15 protein-coding genes and 1 pseudogene are annotated in these 20,548 nt (G+C 58.8%); 10 read left to right on the forward strand and 6 right to left on the reverse strand.

All coding sequences use genetic code 11. The annotated features are described in order from the left end of the window. Positions 1 to 146: 146 nt before the first annotated feature. The 3 genes from prpC to ACTWLJ_RS26500 are packed head-to-tail and all read right to left on the reverse strand — an operon-like array spanning position 147 to position 2,930. Positions 147 to 1,274: a bifunctional 2-methylcitrate synthase/citrate synthase gene (gene prpC, locus ACTWLJ_RS26490; protein ID WP_401215979.1), complete on the reverse strand. Its 1,128-nt coding sequence runs from the start codon at positions 1,272 to 1,274 to the stop codon at positions 147 to 149. A 43-nt stretch (positions 1,275 to 1,317) separates the two neighbouring features. Then, positions 1,318 to 2,208 (reverse strand): methylisocitrate lyase, encoded by an 891-nt coding sequence (gene prpB / locus ACTWLJ_RS26495; protein ID WP_445179113.1) that lies wholly within the window; start codon positions 2,206 to 2,208, stop codon positions 1,318 to 1,320. Beyond that, a complete protein-coding gene (locus tag ACTWLJ_RS26500) occupies positions 2,205 to 2,930 on the reverse strand; it encodes a GntR family transcriptional regulator (protein WP_401215975.1) in 726 nt (241 codons plus the stop codon). Before ACTWLJ_RS26500 ends, prpB begins: the two co-directional genes overlap by 4 nt. A 289-nt stretch (positions 2,931 to 3,219) precedes the next feature. Here ACTWLJ_RS26500 and rloA point away from each other — a divergent pair, with 289 nt between their 5' ends. From rloA to pabB, 4 genes are all read left to right on the forward strand, one after another. Next, on the forward strand, positions 3,220 to 3,756 hold the full coding sequence (gene rloA, locus ACTWLJ_RS26505; RefSeq protein WP_401215973.1) for a retropepsin-like aspartic peptidase RloA: 537 nt from the start codon (positions 3,220 to 3,222) through the stop codon (positions 3,754 to 3,756). 5 nt (positions 3,757 to 3,761) lie between these two features. After that, positions 3,762 to 5,297, forward strand: coding sequence for an osmotic stress tolerance membrane protein RloB (rloB, locus tag ACTWLJ_RS26510; protein ID WP_445179114.1), 1,536 nt, complete (start codon positions 3,762 to 3,764; stop codon positions 5,295 to 5,297). After that, entirely contained in the window at positions 5,297 to 6,283 is a 987-nt protein-coding gene (locus tag ACTWLJ_RS26515; protein ID WP_445179115.1) for an alpha-L-glutamate ligase-like protein, read from the forward strand. The genes rloB and ACTWLJ_RS26515 overlap by 1 nt, the downstream gene beginning before the upstream one ends. Before the next feature lie 214 nt (positions 6,284 to 6,497). Next, positions 6,498 to 7,841, forward strand: a complete 1,344-nt coding sequence (gene pabB, locus ACTWLJ_RS26520) for an aminodeoxychorismate synthase component I (protein ID WP_445179116.1) — start codon at positions 6,498 to 6,500, stop codon at positions 7,839 to 7,841. Between the two features lie 101 nt (positions 7,842 to 7,942). On the opposite strand, the gene thrH is transcribed toward pabB, so the two are convergent. After that, positions 7,943 to 8,560 (reverse strand): bifunctional phosphoserine phosphatase/homoserine phosphotransferase ThrH, encoded by a 618-nt coding sequence (thrH, locus tag ACTWLJ_RS26525; RefSeq protein ID WP_445179117.1) that lies wholly within the window; start codon positions 8,558 to 8,560, stop codon positions 7,943 to 7,945. A gap of 162 nt (positions 8,561 to 8,722) precedes the next feature. On the opposite strand from thrH, the gene ACTWLJ_RS26530 reads away from it, so the two are divergent. The 3 genes from ACTWLJ_RS26530 to ACTWLJ_RS26540 all read left to right on the forward strand — a co-directional run bounded on the left by ACTWLJ_RS26530 (position 8,723) and on the right by ACTWLJ_RS26540 (position 12,284). Then, entirely contained in the window at positions 8,723 to 9,457 is a 735-nt protein-coding gene (locus ACTWLJ_RS26530) for a phosphoadenylyl-sulfate reductase (protein ID WP_445179118.1), read from the forward strand. A gap of 501 nt (positions 9,458 to 9,958) precedes the next feature. Further along, the gene (locus ACTWLJ_RS26535) at positions 9,959 to 11,500 is read left to right on the forward strand and encodes an NCS1 family nucleobase:cation symporter-1 (RefSeq protein WP_445179119.1); all 1,542 of its coding nucleotides are present in this window, start codon (positions 9,959 to 9,961) and stop codon (positions 11,498 to 11,500) included. A gap of 55 nt (positions 11,501 to 11,555) precedes the next feature. Next, a complete protein-coding gene (locus ACTWLJ_RS26540; RefSeq protein WP_445179120.1) occupies positions 11,556 to 12,284 on the forward strand; it encodes an aspartate/glutamate racemase family protein in 729 nt (242 codons plus the stop codon). A gap of 131 nt (positions 12,285 to 12,415) precedes the next feature. On the opposite strand, the gene ACTWLJ_RS26545 is transcribed toward ACTWLJ_RS26540, so the two are convergent. After that, on the reverse strand, positions 12,416 to 13,342 hold the full coding sequence (locus ACTWLJ_RS26545; protein WP_445179121.1) for a LysR family transcriptional regulator: 927 nt from the start codon (positions 13,340 to 13,342) through the stop codon (positions 12,416 to 12,418). 127 nt (positions 13,343 to 13,469) lie between these two features. Here ACTWLJ_RS26545 and ACTWLJ_RS26550 point away from each other — a divergent pair, with 127 nt between their 5' ends. After that, positions 13,470 to 14,216 carry a 3-oxoacyl-ACP reductase family protein gene (locus ACTWLJ_RS26550; protein ID WP_401218318.1) on the forward strand — a complete coding sequence of 249 codons (747 nt, stop codon included), beginning with the start codon at positions 13,470 to 13,472 and terminating at the stop codon, positions 14,214 to 14,216. 78 nt (positions 14,217 to 14,294) lie between these two features. On the opposite strand, the gene ACTWLJ_RS26555 is transcribed toward ACTWLJ_RS26550, so the two are convergent. Next, the gene (locus ACTWLJ_RS26555) at positions 14,295 to 14,990 is read right to left on the reverse strand and encodes an HAD-IA family hydrolase (RefSeq protein ID WP_401218321.1); all 696 of its coding nucleotides are present in this window, start codon (positions 14,988 to 14,990) and stop codon (positions 14,295 to 14,297) included. A 248-nt stretch (positions 14,991 to 15,238) separates the two neighbouring features. On the opposite strand from ACTWLJ_RS26555, the pseudogene ACTWLJ_RS26560 reads away from it, so the two are divergent. Together ACTWLJ_RS26560 and ACTWLJ_RS26565 are read left to right on the forward strand one after the other, a co-directional pair. After that, a pseudogene (locus ACTWLJ_RS26560) lies at positions 15,239 to 20,041 on the forward strand (RHS repeat-associated core domain-containing protein). Further along, on the forward strand, positions 20,034 to 20,453 hold the full coding sequence (locus ACTWLJ_RS26565) for a hypothetical protein (protein ID WP_445179122.1): 420 nt from the start codon (positions 20,034 to 20,036) through the stop codon (positions 20,451 to 20,453). The pseudogene ACTWLJ_RS26560 and the gene ACTWLJ_RS26565 overlap by 8 nt, the downstream one beginning before the upstream one ends. The last annotated feature ends 95 nt before the right edge of the window (positions 20,454 to 20,548 follow it).

Here is a 20,548-nt window from a genome sequence, read left to right on the forward strand (position 1 = left end):
TTCACACCGAACACTGTGGGAGCGAGCTTGCTCGCGAAGACGGACTGACATTCAACATCAATGTCGACTGATCTACCGCATTCGCGAGCAAGCTCGCTCCCACAGGATCTGGGTGATTTCAATGCCGATGGTTGGCACTCACCATTTCAGCGACGTTCGATTGGCACGAACTTGCGCTGTTCGACGCCGATGTACTCGGCGCTCGGGCGGATGATGCGGTTGTTGGCACGTTGTTCGAACACATGCGCGGCCCAGCCGGTCAGGCGCGAGCAGACGAAGATCGGCGTGAACAGCTTGGTCGGAATGCCCATGAAGTGGTACGCCGAGGCATGGTAGAAGTCGGCGTTCGGGAACAGCTTCTTCTGTTCCCACATGGTTTTGTCGATAGCTTCAGAGACCGGGAACAACACCTTGTCACCGACTTCGTCCGCGAGTTTTTTCGCCCAGCCCTTGATCACTTCGTTGCGCGGATCGCTGTCCTTATAGATCGCGTGGCCGAAGCCCATGATCTTGTCCTTGCGTTCGAGCATGCCGAGGGTGCCCTTGATCGCCTCTTCAGGCGACGAGAAGCGCTCGATCATTTCCATCGCTGCTTCGTTGGCACCGCCATGCAGCGGACCGCGCAACGAACCGATGGCGGCGGTGACGCAGGAATACAGGTCGGACAGGGTCGAGGCACATACGCGAGCGGTAAACGTCGAAGCGTTGAATTCGTGCTCGGCATAGAGAATCAGTGACACGTTCATCACTTTGACGTGCAGTTCGCTCGGCTTCTTGTCGTGCAGCAAGTGCAGGAAGTGGCCGCCGATGGTCGGCTCGTCGCTCACGCAATTGATGCGTTTGCCGTCGTGGCTGAAGCGATACCAGTAGCACATGATGGCCGGGAACGCGGCCAGCAAACGGTCGGTCTTGTCGCGTTGCTCGGAGAAGTCTTTCTCCGGCTCGAGGTTGCCGAGGAACGAGCAACCGGTGCGCATCACGTCCATCGGGTGGGCGTCGGCGGGAATACGTTCCAGCACTTCTTTCAGCGCTTGCGGCAGGTCGCGCAGCTTGCCCAGTTTGCCTTGGTATTCGGCGAGTTGCGCTTTGCTCGGCAGTTCGCCGTAGAGCAGCAGGTAAGCCACTTCTTCAAACTGTGCATCTGCCGCCAGTTCGCGCACATCGTAGCCGCGATAGGTCAGACCGGCACCGGCCTGGCCCACGGTGGACAGTGCGGTTTGCCCGGCAACCTGGCCACGGAGCCCGGCGCCACTGAGTACTTTTGCTTCGGCCATTGTTTTCTCCAATTTTGAATTTGTTAGGGAGTACGGCTGCGACTTATTTCTTAGCGGCAAACAACGCATCGAGCTTCTGCTCGAAGGTGTGGTAGTCGATGCGATCGTAAAGCTCCATGCGAGTCTGCATGCTGTCGATGACGTTCTGTTGCGTGCCATCGCGGCGGATCGCGGTGTAGACGTTTTCCGCAGCCTTGTTCATTGCGCGGAACGCCGACAGCGGATACAGCACCAGCGACACGTCGGCACCGGCCAGTTGCTCGGTGGTGTACAGCGGCGTCGAGCCGAACTCGGTGATGTTGGCGAGGATCGGCGCCTTCACGCGACTGGCGAACAGCTTGTACATCTCAAGCTCGGTGATGGCTTCCGGGAAGATCATGTCGGCGCCGGCCTCGATGCACGCGGCGGCGCGATCCAGTGCCGATTCCAGACCTTCGACCGCCAGCGCATCGGTACGCGCCATGATCACGAAGCTGTCATCGGTACGGGCATCGACCGCAGCCTTGATGCGATCGACCATTTCCTGCTGCGAAACGATTTCTTTATTCGGGCGATGACCGCAGCGCTTGGCGCCAACCTGGTCTTCGATGTGAATCGCCGCTGCGCCGAACTTGATCATCGACTTGACGGTGCGCGCCACGTTGAACGCCGAGGAACCGAAACCGGTATCCACGTCCACCAGCAGCGGCAGATCGCAAACGTCGGTGATGCGGCGCACGTCGGTCAGCACGTCATCCAGACCGGTGATGCCCAGATCCGGCACGCCAAGGGAACCTGCGGCCACCCCGCCGCCGGACAGGTAAATCGCCTTGAAACCCGCGCGCTTGGCCAGCAGCGCGTGGTTGGCGTTGATCGCGCCGACCACTTGCAATGGATGCTCGCTGGCGACCGCATCGCGGAAACGCTGGCCTGGAGTGTTCTGCCTGGAACTCATGACTCACCTCGTTCAGTGGCTGTCTTATTGTGGGCGCCGTCCTGGTAATGACGGGCGATGTTGCGTTTCGAGGCGCCGATGTGACGGCGCATCAACAATTCCGCGAGTTCGCCGTCACGGTCGGCGATGGCATCGAGAATCCGGTGGTGTTCGGCAAAGGCCTGACGCGGGCGGTTGGGCGTGGTGGAAAACTGGATGCGGTACATGCGCACCAGTTGATACAGCTCGCCGCAGAGCATTTGCGTGAGGGTACGGTTGCCGCTGCCCTGAATGATCCGGTAGTGGAAGTCGAAATCGCCTTCCTGCTGGTAATAGCCGACACCGGCCTGAAACGCCGCGTCGCGCTCATGGGTTTCGAGTACCCGGCGCAGTTCGTCGATTTCTTCGACGCTCATGCGCTCGGCGGCCAGACGACAGGCCATGCCTTCGAGGGATTCGCGGATTTCGTAGAGTTCCAGCAGCTCGGCATGGCTCAGCGAGACCACCCGGGCGCCGACGTGAGGCACCCGCACCAGCAGGCGCTGGCCTTCGAGCCGATGGATAGCTTCACGCAGCGGGCCACGACTGATGCCATAGGTACGCGCCAGCTCCGGTTCGGAAATCTTGCTGCCCGGGGCAATCTCGCCCTTGACGATAGCGGCCTGAATGCGCCGGAAGACGTTTTCCGAAAGCGTCTCGGAATCGTCGCCGCTGAAGACCGGGGGGCCAAGTAGATCGAGCATGATTGTCGACACCTTTAAATCCAATGCGGCAAAAACTAGCTAATTAGCCCGCATCAGTCAAAGGAAAAATAGGTATTGTCGACAATCGTCTAATAAAGCCCCACAACTACCCCAAGGGTTATAGACCCGCTCGGGCGCTGGCGCCATAAAACCACCGTGCTAGAATGCCGCCCGCATTTGCTGGCCATTTGTACGGCTTGTCATAAAAAGCTGATAGGCACACGAAAGGGGTTTGCGCAGTCATTGCCAGGCACCTGAACCGAAAACGGAACGCTGCGCACCAGGATTTATGAGACTCAAGCCCTTCCCCACATTCTTTGCACTGTTTTGCCTGCCCGGCCTTGCCGCCGCGGGGGAAAAAACCGTGTACGGCCTCAACGAATACGCATCGCTTGATGGCATCAATCTGCAAGTCGCGGCCAAACTCGATACCGGCGCGAAAACCGCCTCGCTGAGCGCCCGCGACATCAAACGCTTCAAACGCAACGGCGAGTCCTGGGTGCGCTTCTATCTGGCCATCGACGCCGCGCATTCGCACCCGATTGAACGGCCACTGGCGCGGGTCAGCAAGATCAAGCGCCGCGCCGGTGATTACGACCCGGACGAAGGCAAGAAGTACACCGCGCGCCCGGTGATCGAGTTGGATATCTGCATGGGCACGGCGTTGCGCAGCATCGAAGTGAACCTGACCGACCGTAGTGCGTTCCAATACCCGCTTTTGATCGGCTCCGAAGCGCTGAAACGCTTCGATGCGCTGGTCGACCCCAGTCTTAAATACGCTGCCGGCAAACCTGCCTGCATTATCGCCGCTCATACCGCCGAGTAATTTCCATGCGTTCGCTTACCTTCCACCTGAAAATCCTGATCACCATCCTGGTGTTGCTGGGCGTTTCGGTTACGGCCTATCAGATTTTCGTGCTCGGCATCCCGGTGACCGAAGACGCCACCGACGACTTGTGGAACATCGACGCCAAAGTCGAGTTCGTCGCCAGCACCAAAGACCCGGTGAAGATCCAGATGTTCGTGCCGCCTCTGAGCCGCGATTACGTCAGCCTCAATGAGAGCTTCATCTCCAACAACTACGGTGTGGCGGTCAACCGCGTTGACGGCAACCGCAAGGTCACCTGGTCTGCGCGCCGGGCCAAGGGCAATCAGACGCTTTATTACCGTCTGGTGCTGACCAAGCGTTACACCGCAGAAAAATCCAAGATCAAAGGCCCGACCTTCCGCGACAGCATGGCCATCGAAGGCCCGGAGAAGATCGCCGCCGAAGCTCTGCTCGCGCCGATCCGCCAGCACTCGGCTGACGTCGAAACCTTCATCGGCGAAGCGATCAAACGCGTCAACAACCTCAACGACGACAACGTGAAGCTGCTGCTGGCCGGCGATCCGTCCACTGCGCACAAAGCCAAAATCGTCGAGCTGCTGTTGTCCATCGCCCACGTGCCAGTGGAAAAAGTCCACACCATCCGCCTGGTCGCCGATCAGCCGCAAACCCCGGAACTGTGGCTGCGCAGCTTCAATGGCAACGACTGGCTTTACTTCAATCCGGAAACCGGCGAGCAAGGCCTGCCAACCGACCGCCTGCTGTGGTGGACCGGTGATGAAAACCTGATCACCGTCGATGGCGGCAAAAAAGCCAACGTGACCTTCAGCCTGAATAACAGCGAGATGAACGCGATTCGTCTGGCCAAGCTGACCGACGAAAACACCGACGCCAACTTCCTCGAATACTCGCTGTACGGCTTGCCGCTGCAGACTCAGCAGACCTTCATGATCATGGTGATGATCCCGATTGGCGTGCTGGTGATCCTGATCCTGCGCAACCTGATCGGCCTGCAGACCCTCGGCACATTTACCCCGGTGCTGATCGCCCTGGCCTTCCGCGAGACTCAGTTGGGCTTCGGCATTCTGCTGTTTACTGTGATAACCGCGCTGGGCCTGTCATTACGTTCGTATCTGGAACACCTCAAGCTGCAAATGCTGCCGAGACTCTCGGTGGTCTTGACGTTTGTGGTGGTGCTGATCGCGGCGATCAGTCTGTTCAGCCATAAACTCGGTCTGGAACGCGGTCTGTCGGTGGCGCTGTTCCCGATGGTGATTCTGACCATGACCATCGAACGTCTGTCGATCACCTGGGAAGAACGCGGCGCGAGCCATGCGATGAAAGTAGCGATTGGCACGCTGTTCGCCGCTTCCCTGGCGCACCTGATCATGACCGTGCCGGAGCTGGTGTACTTTGTGTTCACCTTCCCGGCGATCCTGCTGATTCTGGTCGGCTTCATGCTGGCGATGGGTCGTTATCGCGGCTACCGCCTGACCGAACTGGTGCGTTTCAAGGCTTTCCTGAAGAAGGCTGACGCCTGATGTTCGGTTTCTGGAAGACCTGGAAGGCCCTGGAAGCCCGGGGCATCATGGGCATCAATCGGCGTAACGCGGACTACGTGCTCAAGTACAACAAGCGCAGTCTGTACCCGATTGTCGATGACAAGATCATCACCAAGGAGCGCGCCATCGAGGCCGGCATTCATGTGCCGGAGCTGTATGGCGTGATCTCCACCGAGAAGGAAATCGACAAGCTCGGCGAGATCATCGGCGGGCGCAGCGACTTCGTGATCAAACCGGCGCAAGGCGCCGGCGGTGACGGCATTATTGTGGTGGCCGACCGTTTCGAAGGTCGCTATCGCACGGTGTCGGGCAAGATCATTGACCACGAAGAGCTTGAACACCATATCTCGAGCATCCTCACCGGCCTCTATTCGCTGGGCGGCCACCGTGACCGCGCACTGATCGAATACCGCGTGACCCCGGACCTGATCTTCAAAAGCATCAGCTACGAAGGCGTGCCGGATATTCGCATCATCGTGCTGATGGGTTACCCGGTGATGGCGATGTTGCGCCTGCCGACCCGCCAGTCCGGCGGCAAGGCCAACCTGCACCAGGGCGCCATCGGCGTCGGCGTCGATCTGGCCACCGGCCTGACCCTGCGCGGCACCTGGCTGAACAACATCATCACCAAACACCCCGATACCACCAACGCGGTGGATGGCGTGCAACTGCCCTACTGGGACGGTTTCATGAAACTCGCTGCCGGCTGCTATGAGCTGTGCGGGTTGGGTTATATCGGTGTGGACATGGTGCTTGATCAGGAGAAAGGCCCGCTGATTCTTGAGCTGAATGCGCGGCCGGGGCTGAACATTCAGATTGCCAATGATTGTGGGCTGACGTTGCGCACGCATGCGGTTGAAGCGCACCTGGAAGAGCTGAAGGCGCGTGGCGTGACGGAGTCGGTTGAAGAGCGGGTGGCGTTTGTTCAGGAGTTGTTTGGGCATATTCCAGCCGTCGAAGGCTGACTCTAGACCGAGTCGAAGCCATCGCGAGCAGGCTCACTCCTACATTTGGAACGCATTCTCCTGTAGGAGTGAGCCTGCTCGCGATGGCTTATTCACAGCCACACAGGATTCAACCCTGCCCCCCAACCTGTCAATCCCCGACATCTCCTCTAGGAGCAAATCCCTCAGAGGACTACAATCCCCACCCCGCCTCGATGGCCGATTTGCCCCGCCCATGTTGACCTGTTCCGTACACCCGCTGCCCTACTGCGCCAACCCCGCCGATTACTTCGCGGCAATCCGCCATGCACCCGGTGCCGTGCTGCTCGACAGCGGCCGGCCGAGCGCCGACCGTGGTCGCTATGACTTGCTCAGCGCCTGGCCGCTGGAGCAACTGGCCGTTCTGCCTGACGAAAGCGGCAGCCTTTTCCTGCAACGCCTGCGCACCGTTCTTACGCGTCTGGGCGAAGCACAATTGCCTAAGGAATATGAACTGCCGTTCGCTGGCGGTCTGATCGGTTATCTGAGCTACGACTTCGGTCGGCATCTGGAAAATCTGCCGAGTCAGGCACGGGATGATCTGCAATTACCCGATGCGCGTTTTGGCCTGTATGACTGGGCGCTGGTCAGCGATCACCAGACGGCCACCAGCCAACTGGTGTTTCATCCGTCGATCAGTGAAAGTGAAAAACAGCGCCTGATTGAGTTGTTTACACAGCCGGTGTCCGCGACTTTGACGCCCTTCAAGCTGAACAACCCGATGGCAGCCGACCTCTCAGCCGAAGACTATCGCCAGGCCTTCGAACGCATTCAGCAGTACATCCAGGCCGGTGACTGCTATCAGGTCAATTTCGCCCAGCGCTTTCGTGCGCCCTGCTCCGGTGACCCGTGGCTGGCCTATTGCGCACTGCGCGCCGCTTGTCCGACGCCGTTCTCCGGTTTCCAGAGTTTGCCGGATGGCGGCGCGGTGCTGAGTCTGTCGCCGGAGCGCTTCGTCAAAGTCAGCCAGCGTCAGGTCGAAACCCGCCCGATCAAGGGCACTCGCCCGCGCGGACTGACCCCGGCCGAAGATGTCGCCAACGCCGCCGAACTGCTGGCCAGCCCCAAGGATCGTGCGGAAAACCTGATGATCGTCGACCTGCTGCGCAACGATCTCGGGCGCACCTGCCGCACCGGTTCGGTTCGCGTGCCGGAGTTGTTCAGCCTCGAAAGCTATCCGAATGTGCATCACCTGGTCAGCAGTGTGACCGGCGAACTGGCGCAGGATCGCGATGCGCTGGATCTGATCGCCGGCAGCTTCCCCGGCGGATCGATCACCGGCGCACCGAAGATTCGGGCGATGCAGATCATCGACGAACTGGAACCGACCCGTCGGGGTTTGTATTGCGGATCGTTGGTGTATCTGGACGTGCGCGGCGAGATGGACAGCTCCATTGCGATCCGCAGTTTGCTGGTGAAGGATGGGCAGGTGTGCTGCTGGGGTGGTGGCGGGATTGTGGCTGATTCGGAGTGGGAGGCTGAGTATCAGGAGTCCATCACCAAGGTGAAGATCCTGTTGGAAACCCTGCAAAACCTCTGAAAATTTAAAAGCTTAAAAGCTTCGCGAGCAAGCTCGCTCCCACATTGGAATGCATTCCCCTGTGGGAGCGAGCTTGCTCGCGAAGGCGTCCTTCCAGATGACTACAAACTCAGCTCACGGTTCGAAGCCTTGAGAAACTCCTGCTTCAACTCGGCAAACGTATGAACTGCCGGGAACTGCGGGAATTCGCGGATCACGTTATCCGGCGCATGGAACAGAATCCCGGCATCCGCCTCGCCCAGCATGGTGGTGTCGTTGTACGAATCACCCGCCGCAATCACCCGGTAGTACAGGCTTTTGAAAGCCAGAACCGACTGACGCTTGGGATCTTTCTGACGTAGTTGATAACTCGTGACCCGCCCAGTGTCATCAGTAATCAGCCTATGGCAGAGCAAGGTCGGGAAGCCCAGTTGGCGCATCAGCGGCTGGGAAAACTCGTAGAAAGTGTCCGACAGAATCACCACCTGGAAACGCTCGCGCAGCCAGTTGACGAACTCCACTGCGCCGTCCAGCGGCTTGAGGGTGGCGATCACTTCCTGGATGTCCGAAAGCTTCAAACCATGCTCGTCGAGGATGCGCAGGCGCTGCTTCATCAGCACGTCGTAGTCGGGAATGTCCCGGGTGGTGGCCTTGAGGGATTCGATTCCGGTTTTTTCGGCAAAGGCGATCCAGATTTCCGGCACCAATACCCCTTCAAGATCAAGGCAAGCAATTTCCACAAGACACTCCCGTTTGTATTGATTATTGAGTCGAGCGAGGCCGAACTCTAGCGACTCCGTCCCGGCCGCGCAACGCAGAGCGCGCCCCGATTCCCGCCACTTTTTGTTACCATCTGCCCATATAGAGCGCCCAGCGCCACCGACCTGTAGGAAGCCGCCCTGATGAGTGCAACGTTCGACGTCGTGGAACTCGCCACGACCTATGCCAACAAATCCGCGCAAGACATCCTGAAACTCGCGTTTGCCGAGTTCGGTGATGATCTGTGGATATCTTTCAGCGGCGCCGAGGATGTGGTGCTGGTGGACATGGCCTGGAAGCTCAACAAGAACGTCAAGGTGTTCAGCCTCGACACTGGCCGCCTGCACCCGGAGACCTACCGGTTCATCGATCAGGTGCGCGAGCACTACAAGATCGACATCGAACTGGTGTCGCCGGACTACACGAAACTGGAACCGTTCGTGAAGGAAAAAGGCCTGTTCAGTTTTTACAAGGACGGCCATGGCGAGTGCTGCGGCATTCGCAAGATCGAACCGCTGCGCCGCAAGCTGTCCGGCGTCAAGGCCTGGGCCACCGGCCAGCGCCGCGACCAGAGCCCGGGCACCCGCAGCGCCGTAGCCGCGATGGAGATCGATACCGCGTTCTCCACCCCCGAGCGCACGCTGTACAAGTTCAACCCGTTGGCGCAGATGACCAGCGAGGAAGTCTGGGGCTACATCCGCATGCTTGAGCTGCCTTATAACAGCCTGCATGAACGCGGCTTTATCAGCATCGGCTGCGAGCCTTGCACCCGTCCGGTTCTGCCGAATCAGCACGAACGCGAAGGCCGTTGGTGGTGGGAAGAAGCGACCCAGAAAGAATGCGGGTTGCATGCCGGGAATATCATCAGCAAGGCTTGATCCTTCAGCCTGACAACCCTATCCCCTGTGGGAGCGAGCTTGCTCGCGATAGCGAAGTTTCAGTCGACATATTTTTTGGCTGTTACACCGCTTTCGCGAGCAAGCTCGCTCCTACAGTGGTTTGTGGCGCCGTAAAAATGTGTACACACGAATGTCACCATCAGTGCCATTTATGTGTGCACTTTTAGTTTCTGCGCCCTGAAAAGTTACATCCCCTCCGGAAACACCTTCCTTCCGCGTCTCGCAAAAATCCCCCGCCGAAAATAAATAGCTGTTCAATCGGTCAATTTATATCGACCGGATTTCAGTCACTTAACCCTCATCCATAACAAAACGAAATCAGCAGCGCATTCCATAGATCCTGAACTGGCATAGATCTGGCTAAGGTGCATACATGTTTTGTATACAATAATTCAAGACATACACACTTTCGATCCGCAAGCCTGAAGCGCCCTATCCCGTACAGGCTGCAGATGCCCCGAATATCAGGAGCCTGCCGGAATGCGTACAAGTCTCTCCAATAACAACATCGCGCTGAATCTGCCTTCCTCCACGTTTGATCAGCCGTTGCCCGGCGAGCTTGCCGGGGAACCGCTGCAATTGAGCCCGCGCCTGCACAACAGCGACCTGGCACCAACCAAGGCCGAAGGGCGGCGCTGGGGCCGTTACAGCATCTTTGCCCTGTGGACCAACGATGTGCACAACATCGCCAACTACTCGTTCGCCATCGGTTTGTATGCGCTGGGGCTGGGCGGCTGGCAGATTCTGCTGTCGCTGGGGATCGGCGCGGCGCTGGTGTACTTCTTCATGAACCTGTCCGGCTACATGGGACAGAAAACCGGGGTGCCGTTTCCGGTCATCAGCCGGATCAGTTTCGGTATCCACGGCGCGCAGATTCCTGCGCTGATCCGGGCGGTGATCGCCATCGCCTGGTTCGGGATTCAGACGTATCTGGCGTCAGTGGTGTTTCGCGTGTTGCTGACGGCGGTTCACCCGGGATTCGCCGATTACGATCACAACTCGATCCTCGGTCTGTCGACGCTGGGCTGGGTGTGTTTCGTGGCGATCTGGTTCGTGCAACTGGCGATCCTTGCCTACGGCATGGAAATGGTGCGCCGTTACGAAGCGTTTGCCGGACCAGTGATTCTGCTGACCGTCGCCGCCCTCGCCGCGTGGATGTACACCCAGGCCAACGCGACCATTGCCTGGTCGATCCGCGAACCGCTGAGCGGTGGCGAGATGTGGCGCAACATCTTTGCCGGCGGTGCCTTGTGGCTGGCGATCTACGGCACGCTGATCCTCAATTTCTGCGACTTCGCGCGTTCCTCGCCGTGCCGCAAAACCATCAAGGTCGGAAATTTCTGGGGCCTGCCGGTAAACATTCTGGTGTTCGCCTCGATCACCGTCCTGCTCTGCGGCGCGCAATTCCAGATCAACGGACGGATCATCGAAAGCCCGACCGAAATCATCGCCTCGATCCCCAACACGTTCTTTCTGGTGCTCGGGTGTCTGGCATTCCTGATCGTCACCGTGGCGGTGAACATCATGGCCAACTTCGTCGCGCCGGCCTTTGTCCTGAGCAACCTGGCGCCGAAGTACCTGACCTTCCGACGCGCGGGGCTGATCAGCGCAACCATCGCCGTGCTGATCCTGCCGTGGAATCTCTACAACAGCCCGTTGGTGATTGTGTATTTCCTTTCCGGCCTCGGCGCCCTGCTCGGCCCGCTGTACGGGGTGATCATGGTCGACTACTGGCTGATCCGCAAAGGCCGGGTCAACGTGCCGCAGCTCTACAGCGAAGATCCCAATGGCGCTTATTACTACAGCCACGGGGTGAATTTCCGAGCGGTGGCGGCGTTTATTCCTGCGGCACTGATCGCCATCGTCCTCGCACTGGTGCCGGGTTTTCACAGTGTTTCGCCGTTCTCCTGGCTGATCGGCGCCGGGATCGCCGGAATGCTCTATCTGATCATCGCCAAACGTCAGCCGCACTACGCCGACGTCAGCGGTGAATCGATTGCCGTCGATAACGTCAGCCATTAATCCCTTGGCGGCCCGCACTTCGGGCCGCAGAACCACCCTGCTATAAGGACTTCCCATGCGAATTCTCGTGGTCAACGTCAACACCACCGAGTCCATCACCCAGGCCATCGCCCGCTCTGCGCAGGCCGTCGCTTCACCCGGCACGGAAATCGTCGGCCTGACGCCATTTTTCGGCGCCGATTCAATTGAAGGCAATTTCGAAAGTTATCTGGCAGCCATCGCCGTGATGGACCGGGTGATGTCCTACGACCAGCCGTTCGACGCAGTAATTCAGGCCGGTTACGGCGAACACGGACGCGAAGGTTTGCAGGAACTGCTCAACGTGCCGGTGGTGGACATCACCGACGCGGCGGCCAGCACCGCGATGTTCCTCGGTCACGCCTATTCAGTGGTGACCACGCTGGATCGCACCGTGCCGCTGATCGAGGATCGGCTGAAGCTTTCCGGTTTGTGGGATCGCTGCGCCTCAGTGCGCGCCAGTGGCCTGGCGGTGCTGGAACTGGAACATGAACCGCAACGCGCACTGGAAGCCATCGTGCGTCAGGCTGAACTGGCGGTGACTGAGGACAAGGCCGAAGTGATCTGCCTTGGCTGCGGCGGGATGGCCGGGCTGGATGAGCAGATTCGGCGGCGCACCGGGGTGCCGGTGGTGGATGGGGTGACGGCGGCGGTGACCATTGCTGAATCGCTGGTGCGGTTGAGATTGTCGACGTCCAAGGTGCGGACTTATGCGACGCCTCGGCCGAAGACCATCATTGGCTGGCCGCAGCGGTTTGCCCGTTAGACCGCGTTATCGTTCATCGCGGGCAAGCCACGCTCCCACAGGATTTGTACAGAATCACAGGTCAGTGAACGCCACACAACCTGTGGGAGCGGGCTTGCCCGCGAAGGCCACGACTCGGCCCCAAGCCATACTCAGATAGCACTAAACCGCTGCCCCAACCCCCGCTCCGCAAACTGCTCAATAATGAAATCGACAAACGCCCGCGTCTTGCCCGGCAGCAATTTGTGCTCGGCGTAATAAATAGAGGTGTAACCGTCATCGATGTACCAGTCCGGCAACACCCGCTGCAACTTGCCCGTTTCCAGATAACCCGCCGCAAACGGCATGCTCACCAGCGCAATGCCCAATCCCTGAGCCGCCGTGGCGCAGGCCGCTTCGGAATCACTCATGGTCATCCGCGCCTTCAGCGTCAATGGACGGCAAATCTGCGGATCGCGCCCGGTCAACTGCCAGGAACGCACGCGCCCGGTTTGCGGTGAACGAATCAGAATCCCGTCGTGATGCTTGAGATCGTCCGGTTCGGTGATCTCGGCGTTGGCTTGCAGATACTCACTCGACGCCACCAACACCCGATGTGCCGGACTCAGCCGGCGCGCAACCACGCCCTGCGGCAGTTCGAAGCCGCCACCAATGGCCGCATCGAAACCCTGGCCGATCAGATCGACCTGACGATTATCGAAGTGCCAGTCCGGATTGATCGCCGGAAAACGCCGCAAGAACTCGCCGAGCATCGGCACGATATACAAACAGCCGAACGCGGTGCCCATGCTGACTTTCAACGTCCCGGCCGGCAGCCCTTCAACACTCGCCAGATTGGACACTGCGTTCTGAATGGTGGTGAGACTGCTGCTGACCTGATTCAGAAATAGCTGACCCGCCTCGGTCAGCGTCAGGCTGCGTGTACTACGCTGGAACAGCCGCACACCCAGGCGCACCTCAAGTTTCGCCACACTTTTACCGACCGCCGCCGGAGTCAGACTCAGACGCCGGGCGGCCTCGGCAAAGCTGCCGACCTCGGCGCTGCGGACAAAGCATTCGATGCTGCTGAAGGTTTCCATGATCGCCACTATAAACTTATGGTTTACACAGACTATAGCAATCATGGTCTACACGGTTGTCGATGACAGGCCGATACTCGGCTCCAACAACAAGGCACCCCCGCCTTGAACACTCTGGAAATCGAACATGACTACTCAAAACCTCAGCGGTAAAGTTGCTCTGATTCAAGGCGGTTCCCGTGGTATCGGCGCCGCAATCGTCAAACGTCTGGCCGCCGAAGGCGCCAGTGTCGCCTTCACTTACGTCAGCTCTGCCGCCAAGGCCGAAGAGTTGCAAAACAGCATCACCGCCAACGGCGGCAAAGCCCTTGCGATCAAGGCTGACAGCGCCGACGCTGCTGCCATTCGTCACGCGGTGAGCGCTACCGTCGAAACCTTCGGCCGCCTCGACATTCTGGTGAACAACGCCGGTGTCCTCGCCGTCGCGCCGCTGGAAGATTTCAAGCTGGAAGACTTTGATCAGACCGTGGCGATCAACATCCGCAGCGTGTTCATTGCCTCCCAAGAAGCCGCCAAACACATGGGTGAAGGCGCGCGCATCATCAACATCGGCAGCACCAATGCCGACCGCATGCCCTTTGCCGGTGGCGGTGTGTATGCGATGAGCAAATCCGCGCTGGTCGGTCTGACCAAAGGCCTGGCCCGCGATCTCGGCCCACGCGGCATCACCGTCAACAACGTGCAGCCTGGCCCGGTCGATACCGACATGAACCCGGCCAGCGGCGAATTCGCCGACAGCCTGATCCCGCTGATGGCGGTCGGCCGTTACGGTACAGCCGCTGAAATCGCCAGCTTCGTCGCCTACCTCGCAGGCCCGGAAGCCGGTTACATCACCGGTGCCAGCCTGACCATCGACGGTGGCTTCGGCGCCTGACCGTTGTAAATCACGGACACAAAAAAACGCCGCTCATCTTTAAATAGAGAGCGGCGTTTTTTGTTGTCACGGCTTAGATCAGGCCCATTCAAGCGCCGGCAATCCGCAGGCTCCTGGGGTGAACGCCTTTAACGTGCGCAGAATTCCGTCAGCATGCGCATATTTTTCATCGGCCATGGCAGCATCGGGAATGGCGATGGCGGTCATGCCTGCCGCTTTTGCCGCCGTCACGCCAAATGGCGAATCTTCGAACACCAGACAATCCTCCGGCGCAACGCCCAAACGACGCGCAGCGGTCAGGAAAATATCCGGCGCCGGTTTTGCCGCGCCGACTTCCGGGTCATCAGCGGTGACGATGAAGTCGAACAGCGCAAACCAGTCGCGGTGCAAAGTGGTTTTCTGGCCGAACGACTGACGCGATGAACTGGTGCCTACCGCGATTGGAATGTTGTGAGCCTTGAGATGACGAATCAGCTCTTCGGCGCCCGGCATCGCTTGCGCGGTAGGGAAACGCTCGCGCATCAGCGGCTCGCGGATCACCAGGAACTCTTCGGCAGTGATCGGCAGATCCAGCGCCTGCACCACGTAGTTCGCCAGATCATTCGCGCCACGGCCAATGATGTTCTGTTTGACGCTCCAGTCGAAGGTGCGCCCGTAACGCCCGGCGATGATCGAGGTGACTTCGGTGTAGATACCCTCGGTGTCCAGCAGCAAACCGTCCATGTCGAAAATCACGGCCTTGATCGGGCCGAACGTCTTCAGCGGTGCATTCATTATCGGGTCCGTATCAACGACATCCCAAGCGGCGCGGGTGGTGGCGCGGCTCGGATCTGATTAAAGGGTTCAGCAGCATAACGAGCGCGACCGGCATTGAGCAACGGGCAATATCGCCTGCGCCGCCGAACTGCTGGCGTGCATTTAGAGATTTTCCCTACAACCAAAGTCTCCTTGGCTGGCTTATTTCCTCTTTGATCCCCCGCAAAGTCTCGCGCCTCTTTATCGATATGCGCGAGTGACTGTCAATGCTTCCATCCGAGCGGCTCCTGGCCCTGAACAACAGCATCGGCCTGCTGGTGGTCGCCGCCCTCAATCCAGACCATCCCGACTTCGACACCCTGCTCGAACAGTTTCGCCTGTGCCTCAACGATTACGACTCGTGGGCCGAGCAGTTCTGGACTGGATCAGCGCTGAATATCGAGCAGGTGTTCAAGGTCGGCAACGACGTGCACCTCAGCACTTCGGTCAACCTGCGCAAGCCCGTCAGTTCCTCGGTGGTGATGTGCCCTGCCAGCGGCCCGTTGACCCTGGTCCACATGTTCGAGGCCGCACGTTTCGTCCCTATCGGCGATACCCCGGTGACGCTCGAACCGGTGATCGCCGGAGTCGATGCCGTGTTGAGCTATGGCGAACCCCTGCATTATCGAATCGGCCCGAGCGGCATTCTGGAAGTCCCCGAGTGTGATCGGGGCCAGCGTTATCGCATCACCTTCTTTCCCGATGTTTCCGCCACCCACATCAAAACCCTGTATGCGTCCTATCAAGGAGTGCTGGATGGACTGGAAACCTGGCTGCGCGGTGAATGGGTGGAGTTTCAGCCGCTGTGGACGGAGTTTTCCGGCGCCGGATTCACCGAGCGTTATGGCCAGTTGCAGCAAGCTGACTGGCGCGGATTCGAAAAAGCCCTGCACGGTGTCTGGGACGACATTAAACAGGTTTTCGCCCTGCTCGCCGACTTGCAGGCCAACAGCGAAAAACTCCTGCAATACCTGAACGACATCGAACTCGATGCCTTGCTCGCGGCCTCCTCCGAAGCAATCGCCAATGGTCTGCTGATCCTCAGCGACGAACCGTTGCTGTTTATTCACCTCGCCGCGTTTACCAGTTGGTTGAAGATGCTGCCGCCGCAATATCTGGCGGAAGTGGTGGCGGAAGTTCGCGCCGAATTGCTGGTGAGCTTTCTGTTGATGCGCGTGGCCGGTGGGGTCGGCCTGCAATTGCGCTTGAGCAGTAAAGTGCTGGGCAGGATCAAATCGCCTCGGGCGCGGGAATGGCTGGCGGCTTCGGCGTTGCGGTTGGCTGAGCTGAGTTCCACGCCTGAATTGGGCAAGCATGCGGGCGTGCTCAAGCCGGTGGCGATCAATGCGCGGGACGTACGGTTGAAACCGACGCCGTTGATTCCGCTGGAAATTGTTTCGGCGGACTCTTCGGTTTTGCAGGTTCGCAATCCAGCGCCGATTGCCCGCGACAAGTCGCAGAGCATGGCTCGGCTGGAGCGGCATGAGCCCCATGATGACTCCCCAAATCAGGCGAAAAACCCCAATGGCGACAGTGCTGATTGTGGGCCGCTGACCTGCACCAATGGCTGTCCGGTGTCGATGGTCACGGGCGAGGAACTGCTGACCCTGACTGATGGCACGCTGGATGGTTTGCTGCCGTTTTCCTTTACTCGCGTTTATCGCACCAGTGCTGTTGAACTGGATGTCGGTCTGGGGTTTGGCTGGAGCCATTCGCTGGCGCATCGGCTGGAGTTTGATGGCGACGGGGTGGTTTGGGTCGATCACGAGAACCGCCGGACGCGGTTTCCGTTGCCGAGTGTTGAACGGCCGGCGATTCATAACAGCCTGTCGCGGGCGGCGATTTTTCTTGGGGATGAGCCGGAGGAACTGATCCTCGCACTGGCCGGGGAAGATTCGCGTTTTTATCACTTTCGGGTCGGGCGACTGACGGCGATTAGTGATGCGTACGGCAATCGTCTGACGGTGTTTCGCGATCGGTCTGACAGGATTTCGCGCCTCGACAACGGTGCTGGTCGGGCGCTGTTGTTGCGTTACGACCGGGCGCAGTTGGTCGCGGTGGATTACCAGCGTTTTGATCCGGCGCTGAACCTTGCCGAGCCCTGGGCGACCGGACAGACGCTGGTCAGTTACCGCTACGACGCCCTGCGCCGCTTGATCGAAGCGACCAACGCGGCCGGGGAAAGCGAGCGATACGACTACGACGATGCGCACGTCATCCTGCAACGGCAATTGGCCGGGGGTGCGAGTTTTTACTGGGAGTGGGAGCGCTCCGGGATATCGGCGCGGTGTGTGCGGCATTGGGCGTCGTTTTCGCAGATGGACACGCGGTATGTCTGGGATGACGCCGGCAGTGTCGCGGTGCATTACGTTGATGGCACCGAAGAGGTTTATGTCCACGACGACCGTGCGCGGCTGGTGCGCAAGGTCGAGGCCAATGGTGGCGAACACCTCAAGGCGTATGACGCTCAGGGGCGGTTGACGGCCGAGCAGGACGCGCTTGGTGCCGTCACTGAATATCGCTACGACGATGTCGGACGGCTGATCGCGCTGATTCCGCCGGGTGATGCACCAACGTCCTACGAGTATCGCGACGGTTTCTTGCACAGCCGTACGCGTGGCGATGCGGTTTGGGTCTATCGCCGCAATGCTCAGGGTGATGTCACTGAAGCGGTCGATCCTGATGGTCAGATTACCCATTACCACTACGACCCCCGTGGGCAGTTGCTGTCGATCCGTTACCCGGACACCAGTCGGCATGTGTTGCTGTGGAACGACCTTGGGCAGTTAGTTGAAGAAACCCTGCCTGGCGGTGGCGTACGGCACTTTTCCTACGATGCGCAGGGGCGGCGGACCACAACTCAGGACGAACATGGCGCGATTACTCGTCAGCAATGGGACGTGGTTGGACGACTGGTTCAGACGACATTGCCTACGGGTGCCACACGCGCTTACAGCTACGGTGCCTACGGCCAGGTCACCGCTGAGCGCGATGAACTGGGGCATATCACCCGATATGAATATGACGACGATCTGCATCTGGTCAGTCGTCGGATAAACCCTGACGGCACGCGGGTGCACTACCGCTATGACCATGCGCAGCTGTTGCTCACGGAGATCGAGAACGAGTCCGGCGAAAAATATCAGCTGGACTACACGCCGAGCGGATTGATCCGGCAGGAAACCGGCTTCGACGGACGCCGCACGGCGTACGGCTACGACCTCAATGGTCATCTGCTGGAGAAGACCGAGTTTGGTGATGACGGGGCGCGGCTGATTACCGGGTATGAGCGGGACTCGGCGGGGCGTCTGCTGATCAAGACCCTGCCGGATGGGGTCAAGGTCGACTATCGCTATGACCGTTTGGGGCGGTTGATCGGTGTTGATGACGGCTAGGATCATCCGCTGGCTTTCGAATACGACGTGCAGGATCGGCTGATCACCGAGCATCAAGGCTGGGGCACGTTGCGGTATGCCTATGACGCCTGCGGTCAGCTGCAACGCATGCGCCTGCCGGACAACAGCAAGCTGGATTACCACTATGCCAAGGGTGGTGTGCTGACGGCGATTGACCTCAATGGTGCACAACTGACCAGTCATGTTTACCAGTCGGGTCGAGAACAGCAGCGTCGGCAAGGCCTGTTGCTCAGTGAATATGCCTACGACGAACAAGGCCGATTACAGGCTCACACCGCAGGTCATCAACACGATTCGCTGTACCGCCGCGATTATGCCTACAGCGCCAACGGCAACCTTGAGCACATCGTCGACACCCGCCACGGGCAGCGAACCTACGGCTACGACGCCCTCGACCGCTTGATTCGGGTACGTCACTCGCGGGACGAACTCCCTGAATCTTTCGCTCATGATCCGACCGGCAACCTGCTGATGCAGGATCGCCCCGGGCCTTCGCAGATCAAAGGAAATCGCCTGCTGATGCAGGGTGACCGCCACTATGACTACGACGCCTTCGGCAATCTGATTCGCGAACGGCGTGGTACTGCGCACAAGCTTGTCACCGAATATCGCTACGACAGTCAGCATCGACTGATTGGTCTGACTCGACCCGATGGCCAGATCGATTCCTACAAATACGACGCCTTTGGCCGTCGGATCAGCAAGACTGTTGACGGCCAGACCACCGAGTTCTTCTGGCAAGGCGACCACCTCGTCGCCGAAAGCAGCCCGACGCAACACCGCAGCTTCGTCTATGAGCCCGGCACCTTTCGCCCGTTGGCCCTGCTCGACGGCAAAGGCCCCAAGAAAGCCTGCCCGTTTTACTACCAACTCGACCACCTCGGTACGCCGTTGGAGTTGACCGATTACAGCGGTGAGATCGTCTGGTCGGCGCAGTACGACGCCTACGGCAAAGTTGCTGCGCTGACTTTGGCGGCTGACGATTATATGGACCAGCCGCTGCGGTTTCAGGGGCAGTATTTCGATGCGGAAAGCGGGCTGCATTACAACCGGCATCGGTATTACGATCCGAGGGTTGGACGGTATCTGACGCCTGACCCGGTGAAGTTGGCGGGTGGGTTGAATCAGTACCAGTACACGCCGAATCCGACGGGGTGGGTTGATCCGTTGGGGCTGAACTCCAACTGTCCGCCGCCGAATAAGCCGGGTTGCAAGGTGCCGGGTGGGGTTGGTGGGGCTAAGGTTGATGAGGCGACACCAGAGCTCCCAAAACCGAAGCCCCGCCCTCAGCACTTTGGAAATGAGGAAAAGCTAGCCGGGCATTATGAAAAGCATGGAGCTGAGTTCAAATCCATGAACAAAGAGGAATACTTGCTCGTCGCTCGAGATGTTGTGAATCAAGGAACCCGGGTGGAATACTTATATAAGGGAGAAACGCGATTCGGTTATCTGCGATTGATGGGGAATAATCGGAAAGGGGAATCGAAATTTGCCTTCGTGGGCACCAATGCGAACGACGAAATTACGACCCTGCATACAAAAAGCGGTAAAGAACTATGGCGATCCATCAATGGCAATGCACAAGATAAAACCCTGAGGCCTGCTCATGACTAAAACGCACCTGGCATTGGTCGTCGCTATAGATAATCTCGTAGAGGATGCTGTTTCGCTGCTTATTGATGGCGTATCGCTCAAGTGCTTTGTCAGCTATTGCCCTTCGAAAATTGAGGTGGGAAAAATTTACGAAGTGGAGATCGACATGGTGCTGCCTGACGAAGAGTATGTATCGGAAACAGATGACGAACAGCTGAAAGCTGAGATGATCGGCAGCGGTTTCTCCTGTGAAATCTATGGCTATTTGGATGGAGAGGTGTTCCGGTCTTTTGTTGACTTCATGGATCAAGATATCCACTACGAATATCCACATCTGAACGAGCATTACATCAAAATCACAGCTCAGAGAATGGATGTGTCGTTCACGTCAACTTTATCCGCCGCCGAGTCATCTTCCTCCAACGGCAACTGATCCCGCCTCAACGGATCAGTCGGCGAAGGCAGCGGATATTCAGGCGTCTCATCAACATCATCTGCCTTCGTATCATCACCCATCACACACCTCTC

The sequence above is a fragment of the Pseudomonas sp. McL0111 genome, assembly GCF_052567255.1.